Annotated in this window: 21 protein-coding genes; 7 read left to right on the top strand and 14 right to left on the bottom strand. The window is 49.1% G+C overall.

From position 1 onward, the window contains the following. Nucleotides 1-66: 66 nt before the first annotated feature. The 3 genes from V7P87_RS07685 to ffh form a co-directional block, all read right to left on the bottom strand. Nucleotides 67-1,635 (bottom strand): hypothetical protein, encoded by a 1,569-nt coding sequence (locus tag V7P87_RS07685; RefSeq protein ID WP_333796910.1) that lies wholly within the window; start codon nt 1,633-1,635, stop codon nt 67-69. Nucleotides 1,636-1,913: 278 nt separating this feature from the next. Next, the gene (locus V7P87_RS07680) at nt 1,914-2,864 is read right to left on the bottom strand and encodes a GAF domain-containing protein (protein ID WP_333796909.1); all 951 of its coding nucleotides are present in this window, start codon (nt 2,862-2,864) and stop codon (nt 1,914-1,916) included. Nucleotides 2,865-3,028: 164 nt separating this feature from the next. Continuing rightward, on the bottom strand, nt 3,029-4,396 hold the full coding sequence (gene ffh, locus V7P87_RS07675; RefSeq protein ID WP_260657386.1) for a signal recognition particle protein: 1,368 nt from the start codon (nt 4,394-4,396) through the stop codon (nt 3,029-3,031). 132 nt (nt 4,397-4,528) lie between these two features. Between ffh and V7P87_RS07670 the strand changes: the two genes are divergently transcribed. Beyond that, the gene (locus tag V7P87_RS07670) at nt 4,529-5,335 is read left to right on the top strand and encodes a cytochrome C assembly family protein (protein ID WP_333796908.1); all 807 of its coding nucleotides are present in this window, start codon (nt 4,529-4,531) and stop codon (nt 5,333-5,335) included. Between the two features lie 64 nt (nt 5,336-5,399). After that, the gene (locus V7P87_RS07665) at nt 5,400-6,671 is read left to right on the top strand and encodes an HlyC/CorC family transporter (RefSeq protein WP_333796907.1); all 1,272 of its coding nucleotides are present in this window, start codon (nt 5,400-5,402) and stop codon (nt 6,669-6,671) included. A 434-nt stretch (nt 6,672-7,105) separates the two neighbouring features. On the opposite strand, the gene gshA is transcribed toward V7P87_RS07665, so the two are convergent. Together gshA and V7P87_RS07655 are read right to left on the bottom strand one after the other, a co-directional pair. Further along, a complete protein-coding gene (gene gshA / locus V7P87_RS07660) occupies nt 7,106-8,713 on the bottom strand; it encodes a glutamate--cysteine ligase (RefSeq protein ID WP_333796906.1) in 1,608 nt (535 codons plus the stop codon). Between the two features lie 82 nt (nt 8,714-8,795). Next, a complete protein-coding gene (locus V7P87_RS07655; RefSeq protein WP_333796905.1) occupies nt 8,796-9,239 on the bottom strand; it encodes a CBS domain-containing protein in 444 nt (147 codons plus the stop codon). A gap of 87 nt (nt 9,240-9,326) precedes the next feature. Between V7P87_RS07655 and V7P87_RS07650 the strand changes: the two genes are divergently transcribed. Both V7P87_RS07650 and V7P87_RS07645 read left to right on the top strand, forming a co-directional pair. Further along, nucleotides 9,327-10,871, top strand: a complete 1,545-nt coding sequence (locus V7P87_RS07650; RefSeq protein WP_333796904.1) for a methyl-accepting chemotaxis protein — start codon at nt 9,327-9,329, stop codon at nt 10,869-10,871. Between the two features lie 113 nt (nt 10,872-10,984). Next, entirely contained in the window at nt 10,985-11,380 is a 396-nt protein-coding gene (locus V7P87_RS07645) for a DUF4124 domain-containing protein (RefSeq protein ID WP_333796903.1), read from the top strand. Nucleotides 11,381-11,491: 111 nt separating this feature from the next. Here the strand turns inward: V7P87_RS07645 and clpB are convergent, their stop codons facing one another. From clpB to rluD, 3 genes are all read right to left on the bottom strand, one after another. Next, the gene (gene clpB, locus V7P87_RS07640; protein WP_333796902.1) at nt 11,492-14,077 is read right to left on the bottom strand and encodes an ATP-dependent chaperone ClpB; all 2,586 of its coding nucleotides are present in this window, start codon (nt 14,075-14,077) and stop codon (nt 11,492-11,494) included. A gap of 110 nt (nt 14,078-14,187) precedes the next feature. Next, nucleotides 14,188-14,931, bottom strand: coding sequence for a purine nucleoside phosphorylase YfiH (gene yfiH, locus V7P87_RS07635; protein ID WP_333796901.1), 744 nt, complete (start codon nt 14,929-14,931; stop codon nt 14,188-14,190). Beyond that, a complete protein-coding gene (rluD, locus tag V7P87_RS07630; protein WP_296299882.1) occupies nt 14,931-15,905 on the bottom strand; it encodes a 23S rRNA pseudouridine(1911/1915/1917) synthase RluD in 975 nt (324 codons plus the stop codon). Before rluD ends, yfiH begins: the two co-directional genes overlap by 1 nt. A 125-nt stretch (nt 15,906-16,030) precedes the next feature. Between rluD and V7P87_RS07625 the strand changes: the two genes are divergently transcribed. After that, nucleotides 16,031-16,798 (top strand): outer membrane protein assembly factor BamD, encoded by a 768-nt coding sequence (locus V7P87_RS07625; RefSeq protein WP_333796900.1) that lies wholly within the window; start codon nt 16,031-16,033, stop codon nt 16,796-16,798. 129 nt (nt 16,799-16,927) lie between these two features. On the opposite strand, the gene radA is transcribed toward V7P87_RS07625, so the two are convergent. Further along, nucleotides 16,928-18,295 (bottom strand): DNA repair protein RadA, encoded by a 1,368-nt coding sequence (gene radA, locus V7P87_RS07620; protein WP_333796899.1) that lies wholly within the window; start codon nt 18,293-18,295, stop codon nt 16,928-16,930. 95 nt (nt 18,296-18,390) lie between these two features. Between radA and V7P87_RS07615 the strand changes: the two genes are divergently transcribed. After that, nucleotides 18,391-20,919, top strand: a complete 2,529-nt coding sequence (locus V7P87_RS07615) for a PilZ domain-containing protein (protein ID WP_333796898.1) — start codon at nt 18,391-18,393, stop codon at nt 20,917-20,919. 80 nt (nt 20,920-20,999) lie between these two features. Here the strand turns inward: V7P87_RS07615 and V7P87_RS07610 are convergent, their stop codons facing one another. Further along, nucleotides 21,000-21,896: an alpha/beta fold hydrolase gene (locus V7P87_RS07610; RefSeq protein ID WP_333796897.1), complete on the bottom strand. Its 897-nt coding sequence runs from the start codon at nt 21,894-21,896 to the stop codon at nt 21,000-21,002. After that, complete coding sequence (gene serB, locus V7P87_RS07605) at nt 21,893-22,933, bottom strand: phosphoserine phosphatase SerB (RefSeq protein ID WP_333796896.1); 1,041 nt, start codon at nt 22,931-22,933, stop codon at nt 21,893-21,895. Before serB ends, V7P87_RS07610 begins: the two co-directional genes overlap by 4 nt. 80 nt (nt 22,934-23,013) lie before the next feature. Between serB and V7P87_RS07600 the strand changes: the two genes are divergently transcribed. After that, the gene (locus tag V7P87_RS07600) at nt 23,014-23,643 is read left to right on the top strand and encodes an AhpA/YtjB family protein (RefSeq protein WP_333796895.1); all 630 of its coding nucleotides are present in this window, start codon (nt 23,014-23,016) and stop codon (nt 23,641-23,643) included. On the opposite strand, the gene V7P87_RS07595 is transcribed toward V7P87_RS07600, so the two are convergent. Genes V7P87_RS07595 through argS form a run of 3 tightly spaced genes read right to left on the bottom strand, consistent with a single transcriptional unit; the run spans nt 23,640 to nt 26,939 of the window. Next, entirely contained in the window at nt 23,640-24,473 is an 834-nt protein-coding gene (locus V7P87_RS07595; protein ID WP_333796894.1) for a TatD family hydrolase, read from the bottom strand. The two genes, V7P87_RS07600 and V7P87_RS07595, sit on opposite strands and share 4 nt — an antisense overlap. A 28-nt stretch (nt 24,474-24,501) precedes the next feature. Continuing rightward, nucleotides 24,502-25,143: a pyridoxamine 5'-phosphate oxidase gene (gene pdxH / locus V7P87_RS07590; protein ID WP_442967942.1), complete on the bottom strand. Its 642-nt coding sequence runs from the start codon at nt 25,141-25,143 to the stop codon at nt 24,502-24,504. Between the two features lie 56 nt (nt 25,144-25,199). Beyond that, a complete protein-coding gene (gene argS, locus V7P87_RS07585; protein WP_333796893.1) occupies nt 25,200-26,939 on the bottom strand; it encodes an arginine--tRNA ligase in 1,740 nt (579 codons plus the stop codon).

Raw genomic sequence — 26,939 nt, 5'->3', positions numbered from 1 at the left:
TTCCCTGAGTGCTAAAAGGTCCGGAAAAACAGGCGAAGTCTGCACTTCGCCTGTTACATCACATTGTTAGTTATTGCTCCAGAGGCCGGCAAAACGATGCACATCTTCACCATCAATACCTGCCACAACATCCGTCAGATAACCCTGAGCACTAAAGTCGTTAAAAGAGGTCTGGAACTGTGCTGAAGTTTGACCGTGGCGCGCCACCCAGCTATTCACCGGCGCCTGGGCAAACACTGCTGTGTAATTCACGTTACCGCCATGCACATAAGCATTCAGATAAATTGGTCGGCGTCCTGCATCCCATTCACTGGTGACTTTAGCCTGATAAGCCGCGGCACTGAGTTGCGAACTCACAGTCCAGCCACCCACATTCTGCTGATTATATAAAGTGGTGTAACGACGCTCTCCTCCTGATGACACCACAGAAATGTTCACCGGACGCATATTCAAATCTTTAGCCTGTTCCATCACATCCAGATGCTGCTGATAGGTCAAGCCGTGCCTTGCCAGGAACGCCATGGCTTTTTTCTCAAAAATAACGCTGTAACGGGTGCCACTGCCGGTTTGATGAGAGTCGACCTGCACCGGCACATAACCATCATTCATCGCATCATTAAACACTGTCTGATAAGACGCACCGGACTGGCCAAAATAGGCACGCCAGGCCAGATTGGCAGGTTTCCATACCATGTTATAAAAGGTGCTGCCATTTACGGTATAACCATCAAACCAGGCTGGTTTAAAACCTGAATCGGCCAGATGACTAAACCAGCCCTGCATGGCAACGGCGGCCATGCCATGGCGCACATACTGGCTACCGACAGTGCGCGGGGCCCAAATCAACTGTGAACCGCCAGGAATAGTGCTACCGGCAAAACGGGTCCAGACCGGATAAGGTTTAGTATCATCCGGCACGGCCGCCATACCACGGTTAAAGGTGATCAGCTGGCCTACACCACTACTATCCTGCAGATGCACATGTAAATGAGGGCCTGTTGAATTACCACTATTACCCACCCGACCCAGATACTGGCCTTTACTGATCACGGCTTGCTGAGCTTCCGGCACTGCAACGTACTTCATCTCGCTGTTATTGCCGATAGGTGCCGGATAAGCCACATCATTATTGGGGCACAAAGCAGAGCTGATAGTGCCTGGGATCATATGGGCATATAACATCCGGGTGCCGTCGTCGTGTTCAATCCACAACATGTTGCCACCACCAGGCATCAGGCCGTTTTTCAGATTGCTGTGCAGCCAGGGTTTGGTGGTTTCTGAATCGCCGGACAGTTTAGGCCTTGGATTTTCCGGAGCGTTACGCCAGCAGCCCACCACTTTACCGGCCCGCATCGCGTAAATGGATTTGTTATAAATGGTAAATTTGTCATTGGTAGGTGCGGCGTTGTAATCCGCCACCGTGGTATTGACTGAAGTCCAGCGGCTATTGTCAAAGTCATAACGGCGTGCGCCCATATCAAAACCATGTTTTTGTGACGTGTTCTGGGCGTGGTCAAAAGTATGCACTTTTTCATGATCACCAAAGTTTTGTCCTTTAAATGGCAGATCATAAGTTGCTGCCTGCAGCGAAGTGCTGATGGCCGTCAGGGTTAGTGCCAGAGTGAGTAGTTTCATGCTTGCCTCCTTGTTGCATTTAGTGATGTTCACAACTCGCAATCAGGATACAAGTTTCTCCCTGAGCAAACTGCTCAGAAAGTGCTCTGAAACTGCTCGGTTTTTGCTTATCAGCAATAGCAGTCACCTGCTTCAACAGCCCAAAAAGGCAAAAAATGTTTCGTTTTTGGATAGATGGCGGCTGACAAATGAAATCTGCTTTGGCTTGGCTAAAAAGCTGTGTTGCAACTGTCCAAACAATAAGGCCGGCTTGAAGCCGGCCCTATTGTTTGATGGTTTTAATGCTGTCTTGCCTTCTGTTCCAGCTGCCAGAGCTGCTCACCAAGATAAGCAATGGCCTGCGCCTGATAACGGCGAAATGTACTAAATCCCATGTGATATTTATCGGCCAGCTGCAATTGCCCCTGACGTTTATCAATATATCTGTCGCTGATAATAGCGGCCCAAAGTGCAGTGGCTTCTTTTTGCTGCATCTGGATTAGCAAGTGCGACAACTGCTGGCGGATGTGTTCCGCCTGAACACTCTGCAAAGCCGTGAATTCCTGATGTTGTTCGTTGCAGTGCTGCTGAAACAAAGCGCTGCCCTGCAGCAAGCTGCTCTGCCAGTTGGCCGGCTGATAAAAGTGTTTTAGCAGCTGTTGCACCAGTTCCATAAACTGCGCCTGACTGCACCAGAGCGGGTTCCGGCGCTGGCTATGGCTCACTTTGGCGCCGCCCTGGATAAAACGCCACTGCATTTTGGCTTTGGCAGACAAGTCAGCCAGCCTCGGCGCCAGCATGGCAGCAACAACTTCAATAAAGTATTGATGTTCAGAGGTGAAAAAACCAGCCTGTGGATGTTCCGCATCAATGACACCGAGCAATTCCCCCTGATAAGTTAAGGGCACCGATAACTCTGACAACCTGGGGGCATCGTCCACTACATAATGGCCAAAGCAGCCGGTATCGGCGATACACAAACTGCTTTGTTTTAATGCCGCAGTGCCAACCACACCCTGGCCGAGCTCCAGCTGCAGTGGTTCAAGCACACCTTGTGTCTGGCAAAACTTGGCACCGGCAGCGGCCACCTGCTGCAGCCGCTGTTCGGGGTTTTGCAGGTAAATAACATTGTCGGGCAAATGTAACGCCTGCACTATCAGGCTGCTGACTTGCTGACAAATTCCAACAATATCGGTTAGGGGGTCAATACGACGGCCAATTTCGCTTAGAAACGCCAGTGGAGTTGCCATGGTTCACCTCATCCGTAAGAGTGCCCCGGCAGCATACGCCGCAACTGTTGATGAGCAAAGCCGCAGTAACGCTAATTGTTGTGAGACATTGCCGACAACAGCATCCAGGCGCAGGCAATAAAAAACCGGCTGTTTCTAGCCGGTTTCTTTGATTAAACAAGCAGTTAACGCGGTGGCAGCATACCAGGGGGTAACTTACCGCCAAGGCCACGCATCATTTTCATTAAGCCGCCTTTGCCGCTCATTTGCTTCATCATTTTTTGCATCTGGGTGAACTGTTTCAGCAGCTGATTGACATCCTGCACCTGGGTGCCTGAACCTGACGCAATACGTTTTTTGCGCGAACCTTTAATTAAATCCGGAAACTGACGCTCTTTGGGTGTCATCGAATTGATGATGGCTTCCATTTTGACAAACTGTTTGTTGTTCATCTGATCTTTGGCACCTGCCGGCAGGTTTTTCATACCTGGCAGTTTGTCCAGCATCGACATCATGCCGCCCATATTGCGCATCTGCACCAGCTGATCACGAAAATCTTCCAGACTAAAACCCTGGCCTTTCATCACCTTAGCTGCAACTTTAGCCGCCTGTTCGCGGTCAACTTTTTGTTCCAGCTCTTCAATCAGACTGAGTACATCCCCCATGCCCAGAATACGTGACGCAATACGGTCCGGATGGAATGGCTCTAAGGCATCCGTTTTTTCGCCCATACCAATAAACTTAATAGGTTTACCGGTAATGTGACGGATAGATAAAGCAGCACCACCACGGGCATCACCGTCCGCTTTGGTTAAAATAACACCGGTCAGCGGCAGTGCTTCGTTAAAGGCTTTGGCGGTATTGGCCGCATCCTGACCTGTCATGGCATCCACCACAAACAGGGTTTCAATTGGATTAATCGCCGCATGCAATGCTTTGATTTCATCCATCATTTCGCCGTCAACATGCAAACGGCCGGCGGTATCTACCAATAAGACGTCGTAAAAACCCAGTTTGGCCTGGGCAATAGCTGCACTGACAATAGCCACCGGCTTCTGACTGATATCACTCGGGAAAAACTCGACACCTACATCTTTGGCCAAAGTTTCCAGCTGTTTAATAGCGGCAGGACGATAGACGTCGGCCGACACCACCATCACTTTTTTCTTTTTACGCTCTTTTAAAAACTTGGCCAGTTTACCCACAGAGGTGGTTTTACCCGCACCTTGTAACCCCGCCATCAGCACCACAGCAGGCGGCTGACTGTTTAATGCCAGTTCTTCGTTGGCATCGCCCATGGCTTCTTCCAACGCTTTACGGACGATTTTTAAAAATTCCTGACCCGGCGTTAAACTTTTGCTGACCTCCAGGCCAACCGAACGTTCTTTCACCTGATTCACAAAATCCCGCACCACAGGCAAAGCCACGTCGGCTTCAAGCAGCGCCATGCGCACTTCACGCAGCGTTTCTTTGATATTGTCTTCGGTCAGGCGACCGCGGCCACTGATATTTTTCAGCGTGCGGGTTAAACGATCGGACAGGTTTTCAAACATGTTTTTTTACCACGAATGTCAAAATGGCGCTGATTATAACCGAGTAAGCATCCGCCGTCAGCCGTCGGCTCTGTCATTCTTGCAAAGCTTGCAATACAATAGGTTTTTGCGCTTTAAACCGGAATTATTCGCATGTCGCTCGCGCTGTTACCTCTGCTGGCTTTTTTCTGTTACCTGATTGCAACTGTGGCTGTTGCACAGCGTTTGTATCACCCACAAGGCCCAAACTTAAAACTGGTTTTTTCTGCAGCAACAGCGGGTATAGTGCTGCATATGCTGGGCTTAAGTCAGGCCATGTTTGGCAGCGACGGCCAGAATTTCAGTTTATTAAATGTCAGTTCTCTGGTGTGCTGGCTCATTACCTTATCTTTTACTGTCACCGCACTTCGCACGCCCATCGCTTTGTTATTACCTATAGTGTTTGGTTTTGCCGCTCTGGTTCAGCTGGCAGTGGCTATGCTGCCGGTTGGTGCTCAGGTACAACATTTTGAGCAAAATACCTGGCTGCTGCTCCATGTGATAGTGGCTTTTATTGCTTATGTGATGCTGATTATGGCCACTTTATATTCGCTGCAGGTCAGTTATATCAGCCAGCGTTTAAAGCAAAAAACACCACTGCAGACCGGTGCTGTGTTCCCGCCTTTAATGCAGGCCGAACAGCTATTATTCCGGCTGCTACTGGCCGGTACTGTACTGCTGGGGCTGACCTTACTTAGTGGCGCTATTTTTACCGCTGACTGGTTTGGCAAACACAATATCCACAAAAACATGCTGAGTCTGCTCGCTTTTGCATTGTTCTCACTGTTGTTAATTGGTCATGCCCGGCTTGGCTGGCGTGGCAGAGTGGCCAACGCTTTAACTATCAGCGCCAGCTTATTGTTAACTCTGGCTTATTTTGGCAGCCGTTTTGTGCGCGAAATCCTGCTGCAACGTTTGTAATTCTTGACTCTACAGCCGCTTTGGAATATTAAATAGGCCTTAGCGGCTATATAGGTTATCTCTCTTGGACGACATATCGACCAGCACCTTGTTTATCATCCTTGGTGTTCTGGTGTTTTGTTCTGCATATTTTTCTGCCACTGAAACAAGCATGATGTCGGTAAATCCTTACCGGCTTAAGCATTTGGCCAATGAAAATCATCCCGGGGCTAAACGCGTATCGACTCTGCTTAGCCGTCGTGACAGGCTAATAGGCCTGATTCTGGTCGGGAATAATTTGGTAAATGTCGCAGCCTCGTCAATTGCAACCATTATTGGTATGCGTCTATACGGGGATTACGGTATCGTTATCGCAGGTTTTGTCCTGACACTAATCATTTTAATCTTCGGTGAAGTTACCCCCAAAACCCTGGCTGCTTTACATCCGGAACGAGTAGCCTTTCCAAGTTCGCTGTTGTTAAACCCGCTGATGAAGCTGTTATATCCTTTGGTCTGGCTGCTGAACTGGATTTGTAATAACTTCCTGAAAATTTTTGGCATCAGTGCTGAACATCACCATGGTCATAGCTTAAGCAGTGAAGAGCTGCGAACCGTGGTGCATGAGGCTGGCGCTTTATTGCCTGAGCAACATCAGAATATGCTGGTGGGTGTGCTGGATCTGGAAAATGCCACTGTTGAAGACATTATGATCCCGCGTAATGAACTGGCTGGCATCGATATTAACGATGACTGGAAAGACATTATCCGTCAGCTGGCCAATACCCAGCACAGCCGTATTTTACTGTACCGTGACAGCATTGACGACGCTATCGGCTTTTTACATACCAGAGACGTGATGCGTTTGGTGCTCAAAGACCAGCTCACTAAGGCAACACTGCTGCGCTCAGTCAACGATATTTATTTTATTCCCGAAGGCACACCGCTGAACACCCAACTGGTGAAGTTCCAGAATTCCAAAGAACGTATTGGCCTGGTGGTGGATGAATACGGTGATATTCAGGGTCTGGTGACACTGGAAGATATTCTGGAAGAAGTGGTTGGCGAATTTACCACCCACATTGCCGAACAAAACAGTGAAGAAATTCAGCCACAGCCTGACGGTTCGTTTTTGGTGGACGGCAGCATTAACCTTAGGGATCTGAACCGGGAAATGCAGTTAAATCTGCCAACTGATGGCCCTAAAACACTAAATGGGCTTGTGCTGGAATACCTGGAAGAAATTCCCCAAGCCAACCTGAGCCTGAAACTATTGGGTTACCCGCTGGAAATTGTTGAGGTACAGGACAATATGATCAAGTCGGTGCGGATTTTCCCTCACCTGAAAAAAAGCAACTAACTACAGCGACACCATTGTCACTGCTGATGAAAATCAAAAATAATTACTGATATAAAACAAAGAGATAATCTGTTTTTGCCACATCAAACTAAAAAAATAGAAAATATTCTAAACTTGCTGAACTTTCGTTACGACTTAGCTTCTAACTTAGCGAATGGATTCAACCAAGTTTTTGTTTTCATCCCTGGATTCTCCTTATCCTTAGTTTTACGGCCACTTCAGTGGCCGTTTTTTTGCTTGTTTTTTTACTGTGGACGACAAATGCTGCGGCTAGCTTGTGATGATGTAACATCCTACTGATGCAGCAGACTGCTGCTGTAAACACTAGCTATCGCCGTGTCATCAGGCGCGGTTTTGATACTTTGATGCTGCAGGCAAAAAAATAGCAGAGTGAAAACCCTGCTATCTGGCAAGAGTTACACGGCAAAGTTGTGTTAACTTTGACTGCTGCCCTGACAAAGCTGCGCCGGATCTTCAATAAAATACTGCTGCAGATAATCATCAAAACTAATTTTATCTTGTTGTTCTATCAACTTTTGCTGTGCTAGAGACTCAGTGGCCATCTGCAGAAAATCAGCCTCAGCATAAAACTGATAGTCACCCTGTAATAACTGCTGCCGGTATTGCTCTGACAGTTGAAGGCTCACCACACTGTTGTCATGCTGAGCGGCAATCAGCTGATTCAGTACTTTGCCGGAGAAGGTTTGCGCCGGATCAAGCAGGCTTAAATAAAACTGTTTTAATACTGTCTGATAAGCTTCGCCGCCCTGCACCTCGTCAAACAGCTGCGCCAGCGGCATTAAAGCGGCAAAAATTTCTTCTGCCCAGTCCTGCATTAATCTTGGGTTGTCGCCATCAAGCAGTTCCAGATTTAATCTGCGGCCATCTGTGACCACCTTACGCAGGTTATTGTCGACCCGCAGTTGCTCCTCCGCGGACATGGCCGGACTTTGTTCCAGTAAGCAGTACAGCAAAAACAAATCAAGAAAACGCATCTGCGAAGCGGTGATGCCCACAGCACTAAAAGGGTTCACATCCAAAGCCCGCACTTCAATATACTCGACACCGCGTTTAGCAAGAGCACAGGTTGGCCGCTCGCCACTTTGGGTGGTGCGTTTGGGTCTGATGGTGGAATAAAACTCGTTTTCTATCTGCAAAATATTGGCATTGAGCTGCTGATATTCACCTTCAACCTTGACGCCAATATTCTGATATTCATTTGACGGGGTACTGATGGCTTGCTGTAAACCATGAATATATTCAGACAAACTGTTGTAACTGACATTCAGAGCCGACTGTGCGCTGTTGGTGTAACCTAAATCACTCATCCGCAAACTGGTAGCATAAGGCAAATACAAACTGCCTTTACCCAGCTTCTGGAAAGGATATTTGCTGTCCCTGCCCTGTAAAAAGGATTTGCACATAGCCGGAGAAGCACCAAATAAATACACAATCAACCAGACATATCTTTTGTAGTTGCGGATCAGGCCCAGATACTGCGCCGAAATAAAATCCTGCAGTGGCTCAGTATTGCCGAGGCTTTGCTGATAACCCTGCCAGAAGTCCTCAGGCAATGAAAAGTTAAAATGCACACCACTAATGGCCTGCATCATGCTGCCGTAACGGTTTTTCAGACCTTTACGGTATAAAGTTTTCATCCGGCCCACATTAGAGGTACCGTAATAAGCCAGCCGGATCTCGTCCTGATGTTCAATAAAACAGGGCATGCTGCCAGAGCCCAACCGCTCTTCTGCAAGCTGACGGATGGCAAAACGATGGATATCTGTGAGCTGCGCAATAGTGGTGTCGATATCCTGCTGCGCCGGTGTAATAAATTCCAGCAAAGACTCAGAAAAATCAGTGGTGATTAGAGGATGAGTTAATGCAGACCCCAGCGCGGGCGGATGATCAGTTTGTGCTAAACGGCCATCCGGTTTGATGCGCAAAGTTTCGCGTTCAATACCCCGGCGGATACCTTTGAGGGTATTTTTCCAGGGTGCGGCCTGCAACTTTGCCATTTGTGCTGATAAAAACTGACTCAAGTGTATTCCTTATAAGGATGCTGTTTGCCAATGATTGGGCGTCCCTTTACAAAAAACAAGGGTCAAAAAAAACGAAAACAGCTTACTCTTCTTCCTGTGAACGACGCTGCCGTTTTTGTTGCGATTGCACCACCAGACGCAAAATATCTTTCCAGGACACAATACCAATCAGCCGTTGTTGATCATCCACCACGGGCAAACAACTGATATTGCGATCAAGTAGCAATTTGGCCGCCGTCAGCACAGCACAGTCCTGTGAAACACTGATGACAGGTGTGGTCATCACATGCCGCACTTTACGGCTTTGCAAAAAAAGCTCAGTGGTTTGTTCCGATGCTGCATCCATCACCGGGCTTAATGTTTTGTAATAATCTTTCACCGACACTATCCCAATCAGCCGGTGCAAATTGTCGATCACAGGCACATGCTGAAATTTGGCGTCGACAAACAAAGCACGCAAGCTGGCTAATGGGGCGTCTTCAGTGGTCACCCTTACCTTTTTTGTCATGATGTCGGCGATAGCCATTTGACGTTCCTATTTTCTTTAATGCTTAAACAAAACTTTGTAGTAAACTACTGTATCACCGCCCTAATTAAAGTCCAAGTCACTGATATGAACCGAAGAAATCAACAACTGATCAACGAAGCCGTTACCTTTAGCCCTGATGTCGAGCTAGTATCTACCACAGACACCCGAGGGGTGATCACCTATGCCAACCCGGCATTTTGTCAGGTTGCAGGTTATAGCGTGGACGAATTAGTAGGTAAAAATCACAATATTGTGCGCCATCCGGATATGCCAAAAGAGGCATTTGCGGACTTATGGGACACGCTGAAAAAAAACCAGTCCTGGCGTGGTATGGTAAAAAACCGCTGTAAAGATGGCCGGTATTATTGGGTCGATGCTTTTGTCACCCCTATTTTTGAACAGCATAAACTGGTGGGCTTTCAGTCGGTGCGACGTTGCCCAACGCCAGAACTGATTCGCCGTGCTGAACTGACTTACCAAAAAGTCCGCGCCGGGCAAGCATTAGTCGGCTGGCGTTTTAATCTGTCACTGCGTCAACTTGTTGCAGCAGCCCTGATGCTGACCGTTGTTGCTGCCGGCTGTTATTGGCTGTCGCCCTGGTTTTTACTGGCGCTGTTGCTGCCGCTGATTGAGCACAGTTGCTTTTATGATGAGCTGCACGTGACACCTAAACATTTAAAGGAGCTGCAACAACAGGGTGACTCGGTCAGCCGTTATGTTTACAGCGGCTTTGGTCCCTTTGGTGTGGCCGATTTTCAGATCAAAATTTTGCAGGCCAAATTAGCCACAGTGCTGGGCCGCACCGGCGATAGCACCTCACAACTGCGCAACATTGCCGACACCCTGGCAGAAGCTGTGGATCAGACCAAAGGCGGTATTCAGAAACAGCAGCAACAATTACAACTGATTGACCAGGCCAGTCAGGAGCTGACCCAGACAGTGGCGGAAATTTCCTCCCGTACTGCCCACACCACCACTCAGGTACAAAGCACACACCAGATTTGTCAGCAGGCGCAACAAGCGATGCAGCTGACCACCAACACAGTGCAACAGCTGGCCAAAGAAGTGGATGGTGCCGCCAGCACTGCAGATAGCCTTGCCGTTGAAGCACAGCGTATTGGTGCTGTGATGGCTGAAATTCAGGGCATTGCCGATCAAACCAATTTGCTGGCATTAAATGCCGCTATTGAAGCGGCCCGGGCCGGCGAACATGGCCGCGGTTTTGCCGTAGTGGCCGATGAAGTGCGGGCATTGTCTTCACGCACCCACAATGCGACTGAACAAATTCAGCTGTCTATCCGTGAAATTCAGCAAACCTTATTAAGCTGGGGCAGCGTGATGGTACAAAGCCGTCAGCAGGCAGAACATTGTGTGGAACAAAGCCAGCTCAGTGCCCAGCAGGTCAATGATATTGCCGCTATGGTCGATCAGATTGCATCGGCTTCTGCACAGATTGCCACAGCAACAATGCAGCAGGATGTGGTAGCGCATCGGGTTGCCAGCCATGTGCAGGACATCACTAGTATTGCCGACACCAACAGTAACAATATGGCGGTGGTGGCCGAAAACAGTCATGTGCTGCATGACAAAGCGTCGGAACTGACCAGCCTGGCCAAAACTTTTAGTTAAGCCATACAGCATAAAGGCGCAGTGCGCAGACTGAATTTTGCTGGCGCAGAGGCAATTTTGCCAATGTTCGTTACACTTGAAATTCAGTCTGCTGCAATCTGACAGAGGCCTTTATGAAAACAATGTTTCTGCTTGTGTTGTCGTTATGGTTTTGCTGTGATCTATTAGCCGCAGAGCAAGTGATGTACCAGTGGCGTGATAAGAACAACACTTTGCATGTCAGTCAGTTACCACCTCAAAATGTGGAATATGAAACCGTTGTGATAGGCCCGGCACAGCAAACAACGGCCATTAAACCGCAGAAAAAAACCACAGAGCAGCAACAAGCCCGCTTGGCCAGTTGTGAAAAGGCCCGCAAAAATCTGAAAATTCTGCAGCAGGATTTACCGGTTTTTATTGATATGGAAGATGGCAGCAGGCAGCAACTGACTGATGTGCAAATGGATGCACAACGCACGCTGGCCGAACAACAAATTCATTTATTCTGTGACGATCCGGCAAAGCATTAATCCCCCTTTTGCTTCCCCGGATTTAAACCATAAAAAAGAGCTGCAATGCAGCTCTTTTTTTATCTGAAAACCAGCACCTCCGGCACTGGTTTTTCACTGATGGCAGAGAGTTTACGCCTGAACTCTGCTGCTGACCACAAAACGGTCGTCGCTTACGTCCACTCTGACCACAGAGTTTGGCAAAATGTCGCCTTTGAGCAGCGACTGCGCCAGCGTATTTTCCACATACTGCTGAATAGCCCTTTTCAGCGGGCGGGCGCCAAACACCGGATCAAAGCCAACAGCAGCAATTTTCTCCAGCGCAGCCTCCGACACTTCTAAAGTCATCTGCCGGTCGGCCAGCCGCTGTGCCAGACGTTTGAGCTGAATACCGGCAATATTTTTGATCTGTGCATGATCCAGCGGATGGAACACTACAGTTTCATCCACCCGGTTTAAAAACTCAGGTCTGAACTGCTGGCTTAACACGCCCATCAGCATCGCTTTCATCTCATCATAACTTTGCTGGTGGTAATGCTCCTGAATTAAATCAGAGCCCAGGTTGGACGTCATAATGATCACAGAATTTTTAAAGTCGACAGTGCGGCCCTGACCATCGGTTAAACGGCCATCGTCCAGCACCTGCAGCAAAATGTTAAACACATCCGGATGGGCTTTTTCCACTTCATCCAGCAGGATCACGGAATAAGGACGACGACGCACCGCTTCGGTTAGATAACCGCCCTCTTCATAACCTACATATCCCGGTGGGGCGCCGACTAAACGGGACACCGCATGCTTTTCCATAAACTCGGACATATCAATGCGTACCATCGCATCTTCACTGTCAAACAGGAAATGCGCCAGTGCTTTGGTCAGTTCTGTTTTACCCACACCTGTGGGGCCTAAAAACAAAAATGAGCCTATAGGTTTATTCGGATCGGCAAGGCCGGCACGGGAGCGACGAATGGCGTTTGACACCGCCAGCACTGCTTCGGTTTGGCCTATCACTCTTTGTGCCAGCGACTGCTCCATTTTCAGTAGTTTATCGCGCTCGCCCTCCAGCATTTTGCTAACCGGAATACCTGTTGCCTTGGATAACACCTCAGCAATTTCGGTCTCTGTGACTTTATTGCGTAATAAAGTCATTTCATGCATTTCTGCCTGTGCCGCTAAATCCAGCCGTTTTTCAAGCTCCGGAATACGTTCGTATTTAAGCTGTGACATCCGGTTTAAATCACCGGCACGGCGCGCCACTTCCATATCCAGTCGGGCTTGCTCTAAATCGGCCTTAATACTCTGAGTGCCCTGTAATGCTGCTTTTTCTGAGCTCCAGACTTCGTCTAACTCGTTGTATTTACTATCAAGTTCGGCAATCTGTTCCAGAATAAAGTCACGGCGTTTTTTACTGGCATCGTCCGTTTCTTTGGCAAGGGCATTATCTTCCAGTTTTAACTGAATAATACGCCGCTCGAGCCTGTCGAGCTCTTCCGGTTTGGAGTCCATTTGCATCCGGATGCTGGACGCAGCTTCGTCAATTAAATCAATGGCTTTGTCTGGCAATTGCCGGTCGCTGACATAACGGTGTGACAACGTTGCCGCTGCCACTATGGCCGGATCGGTAATATCCACGCCATGGTGTAACTCGTAGCGCTCTTTTAAACCGCGCAAAATAGCGATGGTGTCTTCCACTGAAGGCTCTTCCACCAGTACTTTTTGAAAACGCCGCTCAAGCGCTGCGTCTTTTTCAATATATTTGCGGTATTCATCTAAAGTGGTGGCGCCTAAACAGTGCAGCTCACCACGCGCCAGTGCAGGTTTGAGCATATTGCCGGCATCCATGGCACCATCGGCTTTACCTGCGCCCACCATGGTATGAATTTCGTCAATAAACAAAATGACCTGACCTTCTTCTTTGGCAAGCTCAGACAGCACAGCTTTTAAACGCTCTTCAAACTCACCACGATATTTGGCGCCCGCCAGCAGTGCCCCTAAATCCAGCGACAACACCCTTTTGTCTTTGAGCCCTTCAGGCACTTCTTTATTCACAATCCGCAGCGCCAAACCTTCCACAATGGCGGTTTTACCCACACCGGGCTCACCAATCAGCACAGGGTTATTTTTGGTACGGCGCTGCAATACCTGCACACAACGGCGAATTTCTTCGTCGCGGCCAATCACAGGGTCAAGTTTGCCGGCTTCGGCACGGGCGGTTAAATCTATGGTGTATTTACTGAGTGCCTGGCGGGTGTCTTCGGCATTGGCGTCATCCACTTTCTGGCCGCCCCGCAGCTGTTCAATGGCCGCTTCAACCCCTTCTTTGCTGACCGCCAGCTGCTTTAATAACGCGCCAAGCTCACCTTTGTCTTCACAGGCGGCCAGCACAAATAACTCGCTGGAGATAAACTGATCTTTGCGTTTTTGTGCCAGTTTGTCACATAAATTCAAAAGGTTAATGGTGCCATTTGACAGCTGCAAATTGCCTTCACTGCCTTCTACTTTTGGCAAGCGTTCAATCGCCTGCGACACTTTAGAGCGCAAATCGTGCAGATTGGTGCCAATTTTGTTCAGTAAGTCGCGCACACTGCCACCATCCTGATTCAGTAAGGCATGCATCAGGTGCACAGGTTCGATAAATTGATGATCACGGCCCAGCGCTAAAGATTGCGCTGTGGCAATGGCTTCCTGAAATTTACTGGTAAAACGTTCTAAGCGCATGAGGTTACTCCATAGTAACAAGCTAGGTTGCAGTTAAGATGGAGGGCGTTTGCTGCATTTTCAAGCAGCAAACGTCAAAAATTTGACTTCCGTCAAAAAAACGCTGAAGTTCAGCCTTGGCTAAACCAAATCAGGCTCGCCATACGGCCGGTTTGACCGTCCCGGCGGTAGGAAAAAAACTGCTGCGGCTGGCTGACAGTACAATAACTGCCACCATAAATCTGCGTTACACCGGCCGCTGTTAAACGCTGCCCTGTCAATAAATAAATATCGGCAAGATATTTGCCATGACCGATGGGCACAAAAGCGCGGTTGGCGGCCGCATCTTGCTGGATAAAGGCCTGCCGTACTTCGGCACCAACTTCAAAAGCAGTTGGGCCTATGGCGGGCCCCAGCCATACCATCACCTCAGCCGGATTGGCAAAATGCTGTAATGTCTGTTCAAGCACGCCGTTACACAAACCACGCCAGCCGGCATGAGCAGCTGCAACCTGTTGCCCATGTTGGTCACAAAACAGCACAGGTAAACAATCAGCCGTCATCACCACACACACTTTACCGGCAGTCTGAGTAAAAGATGCATCGGCGTCTGCAACACCACCTTGCCAGTTTTCCAGCACCAGTACCTCAGTGCCATGCACCTGATTGAGCCAGGCAGGTTCATCAGGTAAATCCGCCTGCTGTTTTAATAACAAGCGGTTTTGCATCACTGCAGCAATATCATCACCAACATGAGTTCCAAGATTCAGACTGGCAAAGACCCCTTCTGACACCCCTCCCAGACGGCTGGTGCACAAGGCTTTTACATTGGCAGGTGCCGGCCAGTCCGGATAAATAAACCCATGGTCAGGCATTATTGGTTATCCATACCGTGAATGGCGGTGTCTTCGCGCAGCGCCAGTGTCAGTTCCACCATATCCTGAGGAATAGGCGCATGCCATTCCAGCAATTCACCGGTAATAGGGTGCGCTAAACGTAACATAGCGGCGTGCAGCGCCTGACGTTTAAAGTTCCGCAGTACAGCCAGCAGTTTTTCATCGGCTTTACGCGGTGGACGCGGCCGGCCGGCATACACAGGGTCACCCACCAGCGGGTAGTTAATGTAGGTCATGTGCACCCGGATCTGGTGGGTACGGCCGGTTTCCAGCCTTAACCTCAGTCTGGTGTGGTTACGGAATTTTTCCATCACCCGGTAGTGGGTGACCGCAGGTTTGCCACTGGACGTCACAGCCATATGGGTTCTTTTGGTCGGGTGACGGCCAATAGGCTCATCCACCATACCACCTGCTGTCATACAGCCATGGGCAATAGCTTCGTATTCACGGGTAATTTCGCGGTGCTGCATCATCTCAACCAGATGAGTTTGCGCCGGAATGGTTTTAGCCACCACCATTAAACCTGTGGTGTCTTTATCAAGACGGTGAATAATACCGGCGCGTGGCACTTCAGCAATGCCAGGGCAATGGTGCAGCAGCGCATTTAATAAAGTACCGTCGTGGTTACCTGCGCCCGGATGCACCACCAAACCTGCCGGTTTGTTGATCACCAGAATATGTTCATCTTCATAAACAATGTTCAGCTCTATAGGTTCAGCATCAAAACGCTCGTCTTCCGGCAGCTCGGCATTAATTTCAATATTTTCGCCACCCAATAATTTTTCGCGTGGCACTTCGCAGACACGGCCATTGACCAGCACCCAGCCGGCCAAAATCCACTCTTTTATTCTTGAACGTGAATAATCAGGGAACATTTCTGCCAGCACCTGATCTAAGCGTTTGCCGTAAAGATGGTCAGGTACAATTTCTGCAAGTTTTATCTGTTTTGTCATGTCGGAACCAGTTATCCTGTGTGCATACCCGAACAGTCTGGGTTAGAATCGGTGTATTGCGTCTATTTTAACGATTTTATGAACGACTAGACAGCCAATCGGCTGAAGTAGTAGTGGATTTTTCAATGAAAGCTAAATTTTTTGTAGTTTTGTGTGTTTCTGCCGCCCTAACCGCCTGTGCCGGCAACAAATCAGAAGAAGTGCTGGTCAACACTAACCAGTCAGCGCAAGCTGCTTATAACGACGCTAAAGAAATTCTCGACTCTGGTTTATACAGCAGAGCCATCGAATTGTTAAAAGCCATGGAAAGCCGTTATCCATTTGGCCCTATGGCCCGCCAGGTTCAACTCGACTTAATTTATGCTTACCATGCATCAGGTGACATTAAACAATGCCTGGCCAGTATAGACCGTTTTATCCGGTTAAACCCAAATCACCCGGATCTGGATTATGTCTATTACATGCGTGGATTAACCAATCAGAAAGCCGACGAAAACTCGTTCCAGGAGTTTTTTGGTATTGACCGCGCAGACCGCGACATGGCCAGCACCAAACAAGCCTTTGAAGACTTTAAGATTCTGACCAGCACTTACCCGAGCAGCAAGTATGCTGCCGATGGTCAGGCGCGGATGATTTTTATTAAAGAAAAACTGGCGCGCCATGAGCTGTTGGTGGCCGATTATTACAGCCGCCGTGGCGCTCACTTAGCCGCTGCCAACCGTGCTAAATATATCGTTGAATTTTATCGTGATTCATCAAAAGTGCCTGAAGCATTACAGCTAATGATCACAAGTTACGATGCACTGGGTTTAAATAAACTGCGTGACGATGCCAAAGCGGTGTTAGCGCTGAACTTCCCACAGGCAGAAATGCCGGAACAAAGCAGTAACTAAACAAAGCTTGATTGGCACAGCAGCTTTGCCGTGCCATAAAACTTTAAAACCCTTAACGCTTTCACAACAAAAAGGCCGTATCACGGCCTTTTTTATTGCTGTTTACTTTTACACCCTAAAAGGTTCAGCCTATAAAGCATCCAGCGCTTCCGGCAATTTTTGCACCCCAATCACAGTCATACCGACAATTGGTTCTTTTGGCACATTGGCAAGCGGCACTATCGCCCGTTTAAAACCATGTTTGGCAGCTTCACGCAGCCTTTCCTGACCGCTCGGCACAGGGCGGATTTCACCGGACAAACCCACTTCACCAAAGACCACCAGATCAACCGGCAGTGGTTTATTGCGGAAACTGGACACCAACGCCAGTAAGGTGGCCAGGTCAGCGCCGGTTTCGTTTACCTTGACCCCCCCCACCACGTTCACAAACACATCCTGATCCGACATCTGAATACCGGCATGACGGTGCATCACCGCCAATAACATCGACAAGCGGTTTTGCTCCATACCCACTGTGACACGACGTGGGTTATTCAACGGCGAATAATCCACCAGCCCCTGAATTTCCACCAATAAAGGCCGGGTGCCTTCCCACAATACCATCACTAAACTGCCGGCAGCTTCGTCTTTGCCGCGATTGAGGAAAATAGCTGAAGGGTTTTTCACCTCTTTCATGCCCTGGCCTGTCATGGCAAAAACGCCCAGCTCGTTGACAGCACCAAAACGGTTTTTAGTGCCGCGCAAAGTGCGGTACCTGTTGTCCCCATCCCCTTCGAGCATCACAGAGCAGTCAATACAATGCTCCAGCACCTTAGGGCCAGCCAAAGAGCCGTCTTTGGTGACATGACCAACCATAATCACAGCCACATTCTGTTGTTTGGCAAAACGCGTCAAAAAAGCAGCACTTTCACGCACTTGCGACACGCTGCCAGGTGCAGACTGAATGTCCATCATCTGCATCACCTGAATAGAGTCGATGACCATAATGCGTGGTTTTTCCTGCTGCGCCAGCTGACAAATAGTTTCCACCTGAGTTTCTGCCAGCATATTGAGCTGATTGGTAGGTAAACCCAGCCGGTGCGCCCGAAGCGCCACCTGCTGCAGCGATTCTTCGCCTGTGACATAAAGCGCCGGCCCCTGCGCCGCCAGATAACACATAATTTGCAGCAACAAGGTACTTTTACCAGCGCCCGGACTGCCGCCTATTAAAATGGCTGAGCCTGGCACTATACCGCCACCTAAAACCCGGTCAAACTCAGCAAAACCAGAGCTAAACCGCGGTACGTCCTGTAAATCCACCTGATCCAGCCGCATCACTTTAGCCACAGTGGCACCGGCATAACCGCCCCCTAAATTGCGGCTGCTTTTGGCGCTGATGGCAGGCATCCGCACTTCGCTGATGGTGTTCCAGGCACCACATTCAGTACACTGTCCCTGCCAGCGTACAAAGTCAGCACCACAATCGTTACAGACGTAAGCGGTCTTTACTTTGGCCATAATTTTCACCGAAACAATTGAAAGGCATAATTTTTGCTTTTAATGTAAGACATGGTATCACAACAACAAGTCTTTATGGCTCAGACACTCACCTTATGACGACACCCGATTTGCTGCCTTATATCGGCGTGATCGAACGCTTAATCCCCTTGATAAACACATCTGAGTTTAACGAGGTGTTTGGCATTCTGACTTCAGATCTGCCCAAACCAAAACAGTTCCTGCTGAAAATGGAACTGAAACGTTTGGGGCAGCCCTGCAGCTATTACATCGATTTGCGTGGCAAAGTCGACGGTGAAGTGCGGCCTTATGAACATGGTGGCCGCACCCATTATATGGACGATACCGCCATTAAAGCCTTTGAACGCGGCCTCAAACGTTACGGCCGTTTTACTATGGGCCTGTTTGAAGAGGTGATGAACACCGACAATAACTACAGAGTCCGGCACAAACAGGAAACAGAACAAAGATTACAGGCGGTGATTGCCGGTGAAACACCACCGCAAGCTGTAGTGGAAACTCAGGAGCCGGAACAGGTCAAAACCGGCCCTGCCCTGGTGCAATTTGCCAGTTATTGCAGCCGCGGTGAAGAGCGGATGAACTTTAGCATCGACATCGAAATTGCACTGGAAAACGGCGAAGTGTTTCCGGCAAGCACGGTCGATTTGTCAGTGTCCGGCAGTAAACTTAAAATCCCTGGCAGCAGATCGCTGTCAGCAGGGCAAAAAATTGCCATTACATTCAAAGGTCTGGAGCAAGAATTTGCCTTAGGCCTGAATCAGGGTGTGCCTTATCAGGTCATCGATACTGAAGTGGTTGACCGCGCTGTGTACGCCAGAGTGAAAAGGCTGCCAATGGCCGACGAACATGGCTTTAGCGAGTTTTTACGCCAGTTTATCCAGGGCAATAAAAGACGGTATAAAGTAAATCTCGACAACACGCTCGATGCAGTGGTGGTCAAAGGTTATGAGCAGTTTTACCTGCCCAGGATCAGCTCTTTACCTGTGTTTCTGGCAGTGCGGGACGGTTTACCTGTGCCGGTTTGTGCCATGACCACCGAAAACAACCGCCAGCATGTGCAGTATTTTCAGGATGAACAACAACGCTCAGTGCTGATGCAGTTGTTGTCTGGTAAAAGATTAAAAGCTTGTTTGCAAAAAGCTCCGGTTGAGCGTTCCTGTATTTTGTATTGTTTTACCCATGCTGCCAAAGGCAAACTGTTTTTTTATAGCGCCACTTCAGACGAGCTACAACAACAGCCTGAACTGCAAAAAGTGTTTTTTGGTTTTGCTGCCCGCAAACCCAGTTTCCGGGTTTTTCATCTGGTGGTGCACCGCACTCACCCCCAGTATGCCCATCAGCTGTTGTCTTTGCCCAATACCGCCGATCAGGACATCAGTAAACTGAACCAGCCGCCATCCCAGCTGGTGCAGAACCTGATCCGCGATTTTCGGTATATTGCCAGCCTGACCGATATTACTACTGAAGAAAATATCGCCTTGTATCAACAAATCCGCTATGACGAAAATTTGTTGTCACAACTGAAAATTTTTGGCCACGCCAAAGTCGACCAGCTACCACCACTGGAAGCTGTGGCTTTGCAATACGTTAATTTACGTGGTGAAACACGTTATTTATATAAAACCAAAGTGCTGCTACAACTGGGCGACGAACACATTGAAGCCCATACCCGCGACTTTTCCAGCAAAGGTCTGCAGGTGGAAACAGCGCAGCCTGTCAGTTTGCAAAAAGGCGAGCGTATACGGCTCTCCTTGCCCGACATGCAAAAAATCTCCAGTAAATTTGACCTGCAACAACTGGATTATGAAGTGATGGCGGTCAGTAAAAGCCAGCTCATCATGAACTTAAAAATCTGGGAACAGGAAGAACCGCATCAGGGCAAATCGTTTTTTGAGCAACTGATTAAAAGCAATAAAGACAAACTGACGCCGGCCGAAGAGACGCCTAAGTATGCCGGCCTTGGCACTGTGCTGCGTAATATGTACGTTAAAGCGCTAAACAGCCTGCCATTTTATATGCACCGCCACGGCATTCGTTATGACTTAAATGTGGTGGGCCGTGGAGCTGAACCGAATAACCTGCATTACATTCTGGGTTTAGCAGGTGGCAAAAACAGCAAAATGAATCTGCAGCCGCTGCTGAAAAACAATGCCACTAACCTGCATTTTGCCACTCAGCTCAAAGCGATGAAACGCCAGGATGCACCCAAGATGTATGAGGTGTTTATCCGTTATCAACCGGCCACAGCGCGCAGTGAAGCCAGTTTTGTCACTGAGTTTGATTTTGAATTAAAAACCAGCCAGGCCAGGCAAAGTTTTGTGCAGGACGCTATCAGCCAGGATTTGTTGTTTTGTTTTAAGGTGTTTTTATCCCGAACCGGTCGGCCTGACACTGATTACATCGCCAAAGAGCTGGGTTATGTCAGCCTCTATGCCATTCATAAAGCCAAGGTGCTGGAAGAAGAATTATGGAGTGTGGTAGGTGTGGGTGATGTGATAGATATCAGTGACGAAGTGCTGCTGCGTTATGGGATAAGTGCCACTCAAATAGCTGCACAGCTGCAAAAACGCCGTCAGTTTATTGCCACTTTGCAGCAGGCTTAAGCTGCCACTTCAGCAGTGGCGTCAAACTAAAACTAACAATTTAGACCGCCAAAAGGCCGGATTTCGCGGCCTCCTGCAACTCAGTTTTGTTGTTTTAACCAGTCCGACAAGGTCTGAAAATGTCCTTGCACCGCCTGTGGATGGGTCAGCATTGAGATATGATCGTAATCCAGCGCGTCTCCCTGCGCTTTGCCAAGCAAACTAAAACGGGCATCGGAGAGATTACTTTCTGCCATAAACAACCGTACATCATCCGGATGGCCAAGAATTTTGTCGTTCACAGCGGCAAAAAACCAGCAGGGCGGCCACTGCAGTTGTTGGGCTGCTTTGGCATAATCAAACTGATCGGTCGGATCAACAAAATGCGGATTGTTGATCCAATGCACTGTGTCCAGCAGAAACTGCGCCGGTTCGTTGTCGGCACCAAAACGCCAGCTTTTCGCCGGCAAGTACCCATAACGTTTGCAAAGCCAGGGCGAGACTTTATTCCACAGCAGGTCAATCTGCAGGGTTTTAGCAGTACTTTTTACCGATATACGTCTTTTGGTGCCAAAAAACACGTTGTTCTGCACTTTATCCAGCAGAGCCGGAAAACGTGCCAGACTGGCGGCCAGCACCACCCCGCCCCATGAATGACAAATCAGATGAATTTTTTGCTGATGGCGCTGATATAAATGCTGAATAAGGGCCGGAATATCCTGGCAGATCAGCTGATGCTGACTGTGGTTAAAAGCCGGTCCCACCGCAGGTTTGGATAAACCACGGCCGGCAAAATCAGCGCAGTACACGGTAAAACCCTGATCGGCCAGATAACAACCGAGCCCCTTGCCGTGCTGACTATAAAAAATCCGGCCGTTTTCAATAGCACCATGCAGCATCAGCACAGGCGCCTGGCTAATGTGCAAAGGGGTCAGCTTGCGTAAATGCAGCTGATACTGCTGAAGGTCCAGGTATTCCGAACTTTGCTGATGTTTCATAACGCCGCATCTAACAAATACAATAACTGTAACAACGAGCCCTGCCTGATAGCGGCTTTGGCCTGCGCCTGTACTTTGGGTTTGGCATGAAAAGCCACACCAAGTGCTGCTTTAGCCAGCATCGGCAGGTCATTGGCGCCATCGCCGATAGCCACTGTCTGGCTGTGTGGGATCTGATATTCAGCCGCCACTTGCGCCACCACTTCAGCTTTACGCTGTGCATCCACAATAGCGCCCAGCACCTTGCCGGTCAGTTTGCCATCGGCTATCTCCAGCACATTGGCATAAGTGGCAGTAAGGCCAAGCTGCGCTTTAAGGGCATCAGTAAAATAGGTAAAACCACCGGAGGCTATCACCACCTGCCATTGTCTGGCCTGCAGATGCGCCACCAGCGCAGTTAAACCCGGCATCAGCGGCAGCTGTTGCAGAACGTCAACCAGCACAGTTTGTGGTGCACCGGCAAGCGCTGCCACCCTTTGTGTCAGACTCTGGGCAAAATCGAGCTCGCCATTCATCGCCCTTGCTGTCACCGCTGCCACCTGCTCGCCCACACCGGCCAGCACCGCAATTTCATCAATACATTCAATCTGAATGGCGGTGCTGTCCATATCCATGACCAGCAAACCAGGGCTGGTTAAGCAAACTGAGCCATCAAGATACACCAGTTCAGCGGCGATGCTGCTGCCGAAGTCTTTGAGCTTCGTCTGCAAAGACTCAGACAAGGGCTGACTCAGGCCAAGATAACAGGCGGCAGTTAAATCCGGATGTGGTGAGCCGGCACTAAGCAGTACTGTGCTCTGTTCGGCCCGTAAAAGCTCCAGCAGCTGTGCCAGCTTTTCTGTGCCTAAAGGCGCGCCAAACCAACAAATTCTGGCCTTGACGCCTTGCCTTGCTTCTAACGCCTCAGCTCGCTCTGTGGCCGATAAGACAAAACCATCGGCTGCGGTGTGCAGCTGCAATAAAGAATGCTGTTGTAATAACGAAAAAAAGTCGATTTCTACCGGCTGCTGCCGTGTCCAGTTCAGAAAAAAGCCCACACTGATCCCTATACTTCAACCTGATGCCGTGGCATTCTACCGACATTTTTCGGCCCCTGTCAGTCTATGGTGTAGTGAAAATGACAAATTCGGCGACAAAAACGCGAAAAAAATCAGCAAAACTATTCCGCTCTGTACAGCTGCTGCTGGCTATTACCGGCCTGATTGTTTTATTGCAGTGGTGGCATGACAGCAGCAATCAGGGGCAACGGCTGTTTGCTGAACAAAGTTCGGTATTAATGCGCGAAACTTTAAAAGCTTTGGCACAAACCGCCGCTTATCTGATTGAAAACGACCAGCTTGACGGCCTGACGGCGCTGACTCAACAGCTGGCGTCCAGCCCTTATTTACACGATGTGGTGGTGTACGACGCCAACGGCGTGCGCTTAAGTGAATCCAGCGGCAGTGAGCCAGCGCGGTTGTTATATGCACCACAACACAAGGTTGAGTTGCAACCCATGGTGCAGGAAATTTATCAGGGCTCGCAGCTGTTGGGTTATATCAAAATCAGCTTAAAACAGGATACCGGCTTTAGCGCTGTGTCGAGCGCCTGGCACGCGATGATGGAACAGGTATTGTGGATGCTGGCACTGGCGGCTCTGGTGGCATTAATGGCGCGATCCAGTTTATTACTGCTCTCGCACAAGCTGGCAAGCAATCAACAGCTGCATCACGCCGCTTTAGATAGTCACGAACATATTAAAAGTTAACAGCCAGCTGGCGCTGACTGAAAACTTTGAACCGCTGCTCCCGTGAGCCTTAGCACCTCGAGGGTGTTTTGCCATAACGTTTTGGCAATTTCTTCCGGCCTTTCCGGCCTTAAACTGCAAAAATGCTGGAACACCAGCGCCAGCTGTTTGGGGCTATTTATTTGCCCCTGAAAACCATAAAGCGGCATAGCCGGTGCGTCGGTTTCCAGCACAAAAGCCGACAGTGGCAGGCGGCGCACCGCATTTTGGGTTTTCTGACTACGCTGGTAACTGATAGTACCGCCAATGCCCAGCTTAAAACCCAGATCGAGAAAATCCTGCCCTTGCTCCGGGCTGCCGGAAAAGGCATGTAAAATGCCGCCCTGTTGAAATTTTTGCCGTTTCAGCTCAGCCAATAACTGCACCATAGATTTACGGTGATGCAAAATCACTGGTTTTTGGTATTGGCCAGCGAGTGCCAACTGAGCGGCAAACAGCTGTTGTTGTATGGCAAAAGTGTCTGCTGCAATTGCATAATCCAGTCCTATTTCACCTACAGCACAAATCTGGTCAGACTGCTGCGCCAGCAAACCATCTAGCTCTGTCAGAGCTTGCATTGAATGTGCTTTGGCCCACCAGGGATGAATACCGAGCGCAATATAAAACTCAGGCTGCTGCTGTTTTAACGCCAGCAAAGGCAACCAGGCTGACAGCTGCACCGCCGGAATTAAACAAGCCTGAACCCCAGCCGCTTTGGCTTGTTGCCAGTGCAAAGGCCAGTCCTGCCATAACTCTGGTAAATCCAGATGGCAATGACTGTCAAAAAGCGCCGGCAACAGAGCTGTATTCACAAGGCCGCCTCAACTGTTATGGAAGCTGTTATGGACACAACCGTTCAATAGTCCAGCGGCCATCGGCCTGTAACTGGTACATAAAACGGTCATGTAACCTGTGCTCGCCGCCCTGCCAGAATTCAATGGCATGGGGTTTTATCTGAAAACCGCCCCAGAATGACGGCACCGGCACTTCACCGTGTTCAAATTTATGTTTAATTTCAGCAAATTTTTGCATCAGCGCCTGACGGGTCGACACAGGCCGGCTTTGCTCCGACGCCCAGGCCGCCAGCTGACTTTCTTTGGGTCTGGATAAAAAATATTTCACCACATGACTGACCGGCAACTCTGTGGCCGTGCCATAAACAATGACCTGCCGCTCCAGCGGATGCCAGGGAAAATGCAGACAAACCTTCGGATTACCAGCCAGCTCTTTGGCTTTGCGACTGCCGAGGTTGGTGTAAAACACAAAACCTTCCGGATTGACATCTTTAAGCAGCACCAGCCGTTGTGATGGCTGGCCGTGTTCATCTACTGTAGCCACACACATGGCGGTAGGATCTGGTAATTCAGCAGCAATAGCATCTTTGAGCCAGAGCTCAAACTGCACAAAAGGATCGGCGTTTAATTTGTCGAAATCCAGCTTGTCTTTAACATAACTGCGGCGAATATCGTCAATTTTGATCATTTAAGTCCTCAACCATCAGCCCGATGAAAAAAAGCGCCGAAGCGCTTTTTTCATTGTTACATCCGTTCCATCACTTCGATGCCCAACAGGTCTAAACCTTTGGCCAGCAAGCGGGAAACACCAATACTGAGCATTAAACGGCTGTCACGCAGCGCCGGTTCAACCCCTTCTTTTAAGATAGGGCAAGCTTCGTAAAAACTCATATATAAACTGGCCAGTTCATACAGGTAATTACACAGCAGATTGGGCTGGGCGTCTTTCATCACCTGCTGCAGCGTTTCTTCAAACTGCAGCGTTTTTAATGCCAGTTGTTTTTCATGAGATTCAACCAGTTGCAGCGGAGCATTAAAGTTTTCTGCCACTTCAGCGCGGCGTAAAATACTGCGCACCCTGGTATAAGCGTATTGCAGATAAGGGGCCGTTGCGCCTTCAAAACTCAGCATAGAATCCCAGCTGAAGATGTAATCTGAAGTGCGGTTTTTTGATAAATCGGCAAATTTTACTGCACCAATACCCACTTTACGCGCTACTTCGGCAATTTCGTCTTCGCTGAGCTCAGTGGATTTTTGTTCAACCACAGCTTTGGCACGAACGACTGCTTCTTCCAGCAATTCAGCCAGTTTTACCGTGCCGCCGGTCCGGGTTTTAAATGGTTTGCCATCTTCACCCATCATGGTGCCAAAAGGGCAATGCTCATACGACGTCATGCTTCTGAGCAAACCGGCCTTACGCGCCACCAGCTCCACCTGTTTAAAGTGCAGCGCCTGACGGGCGTCGGTGAAAATAATAATACGGTCAACGTTCAGTTCATGGCTGCGGTATTTACAGGCCGCTAAGTCGGTGGTGGCATATAAAAAACCACCGCCGGTTTTCTGAATAATAAAAGGTGACGGGTTGCCTTCTTTGTCAGCCAGCTCGTGCAGGAACACCACTAAAGCGCCCTGATCTTCCACTGCAATACCGGTGGCTTTTAAGCTATCAACAATAGGCTGCAACATAGGGTTATAAGCCGACTCCGGCTTAATATGTTCATGACCCAGGGTGACGTTTAACGCACGGTACACTTCATCACTGTGTTTAATCGAGGTGTCGATAAACAGCTGCCATAACTTCTGGCAATGGGCGTCGCCACTTTGCAGTTTCACCACATAGTCACGCGATTTATCGGCAAAACCTGCTTCATCATCAAAACGTTTTTTTGCTTCGCGGTAAAAATCTTCTAAATCGGCAAGAGCAACGGTTTCAAGGTCAACACCGGCTGCCAGCTTATCTTCCAGATGGGCGATCAGCATGCCAAATTGTGTGCCCCAGTCGCCCATATGGTTTTGGCGAATCACGTCATCACCCCAGAATTCCAGCGCGCGTACCACAGCGTCACCGATAATAGTGGAGCGTAAATGGCCGACGTGCATTTCCTTGGCAAGGTTCGGCGCCGAATAATCCACCACCACTTTTTGTGGTTGCGGGTTTGGGCTCACACCTAAACGCGCATCCAGCAAGGCTGGTTGTAACTGCGCTGCCAGCCAGTCATTTTTCAGCGTAACGTTAATAAAACCAGGGCCTGCCACTTCCACTTTTTCGGCGATGTCAGCCAAATCCAGTTTTTCCAGCAACTGCTGAGCCAAATCACGTGGATTGGTTTTCAGAAGCTTGGCCGCAGCCATAGCACCGTTGATCTGATAGTCACCAAAACCTGCTTTGGTGCTTTGGGTTACGGCTGTGTTGGTCTCTGCCGGCAAACCCACGGCAATCATGGCTGCCTGGGTTTTATCTGATAATAACTGTTTAATATTCAT

The sequence above is a fragment of the Rheinheimera sp. genome (assembly GCF_036782235.1).
Taxonomy (GTDB): Bacteria; Pseudomonadota; Gammaproteobacteria; order Enterobacterales; family Alteromonadaceae; genus Pararheinheimera.
The sequence above is the reverse complement of the archived record's forward strand: the minus strand, read 5'-3'. Positions and strand labels throughout refer to the sequence as shown.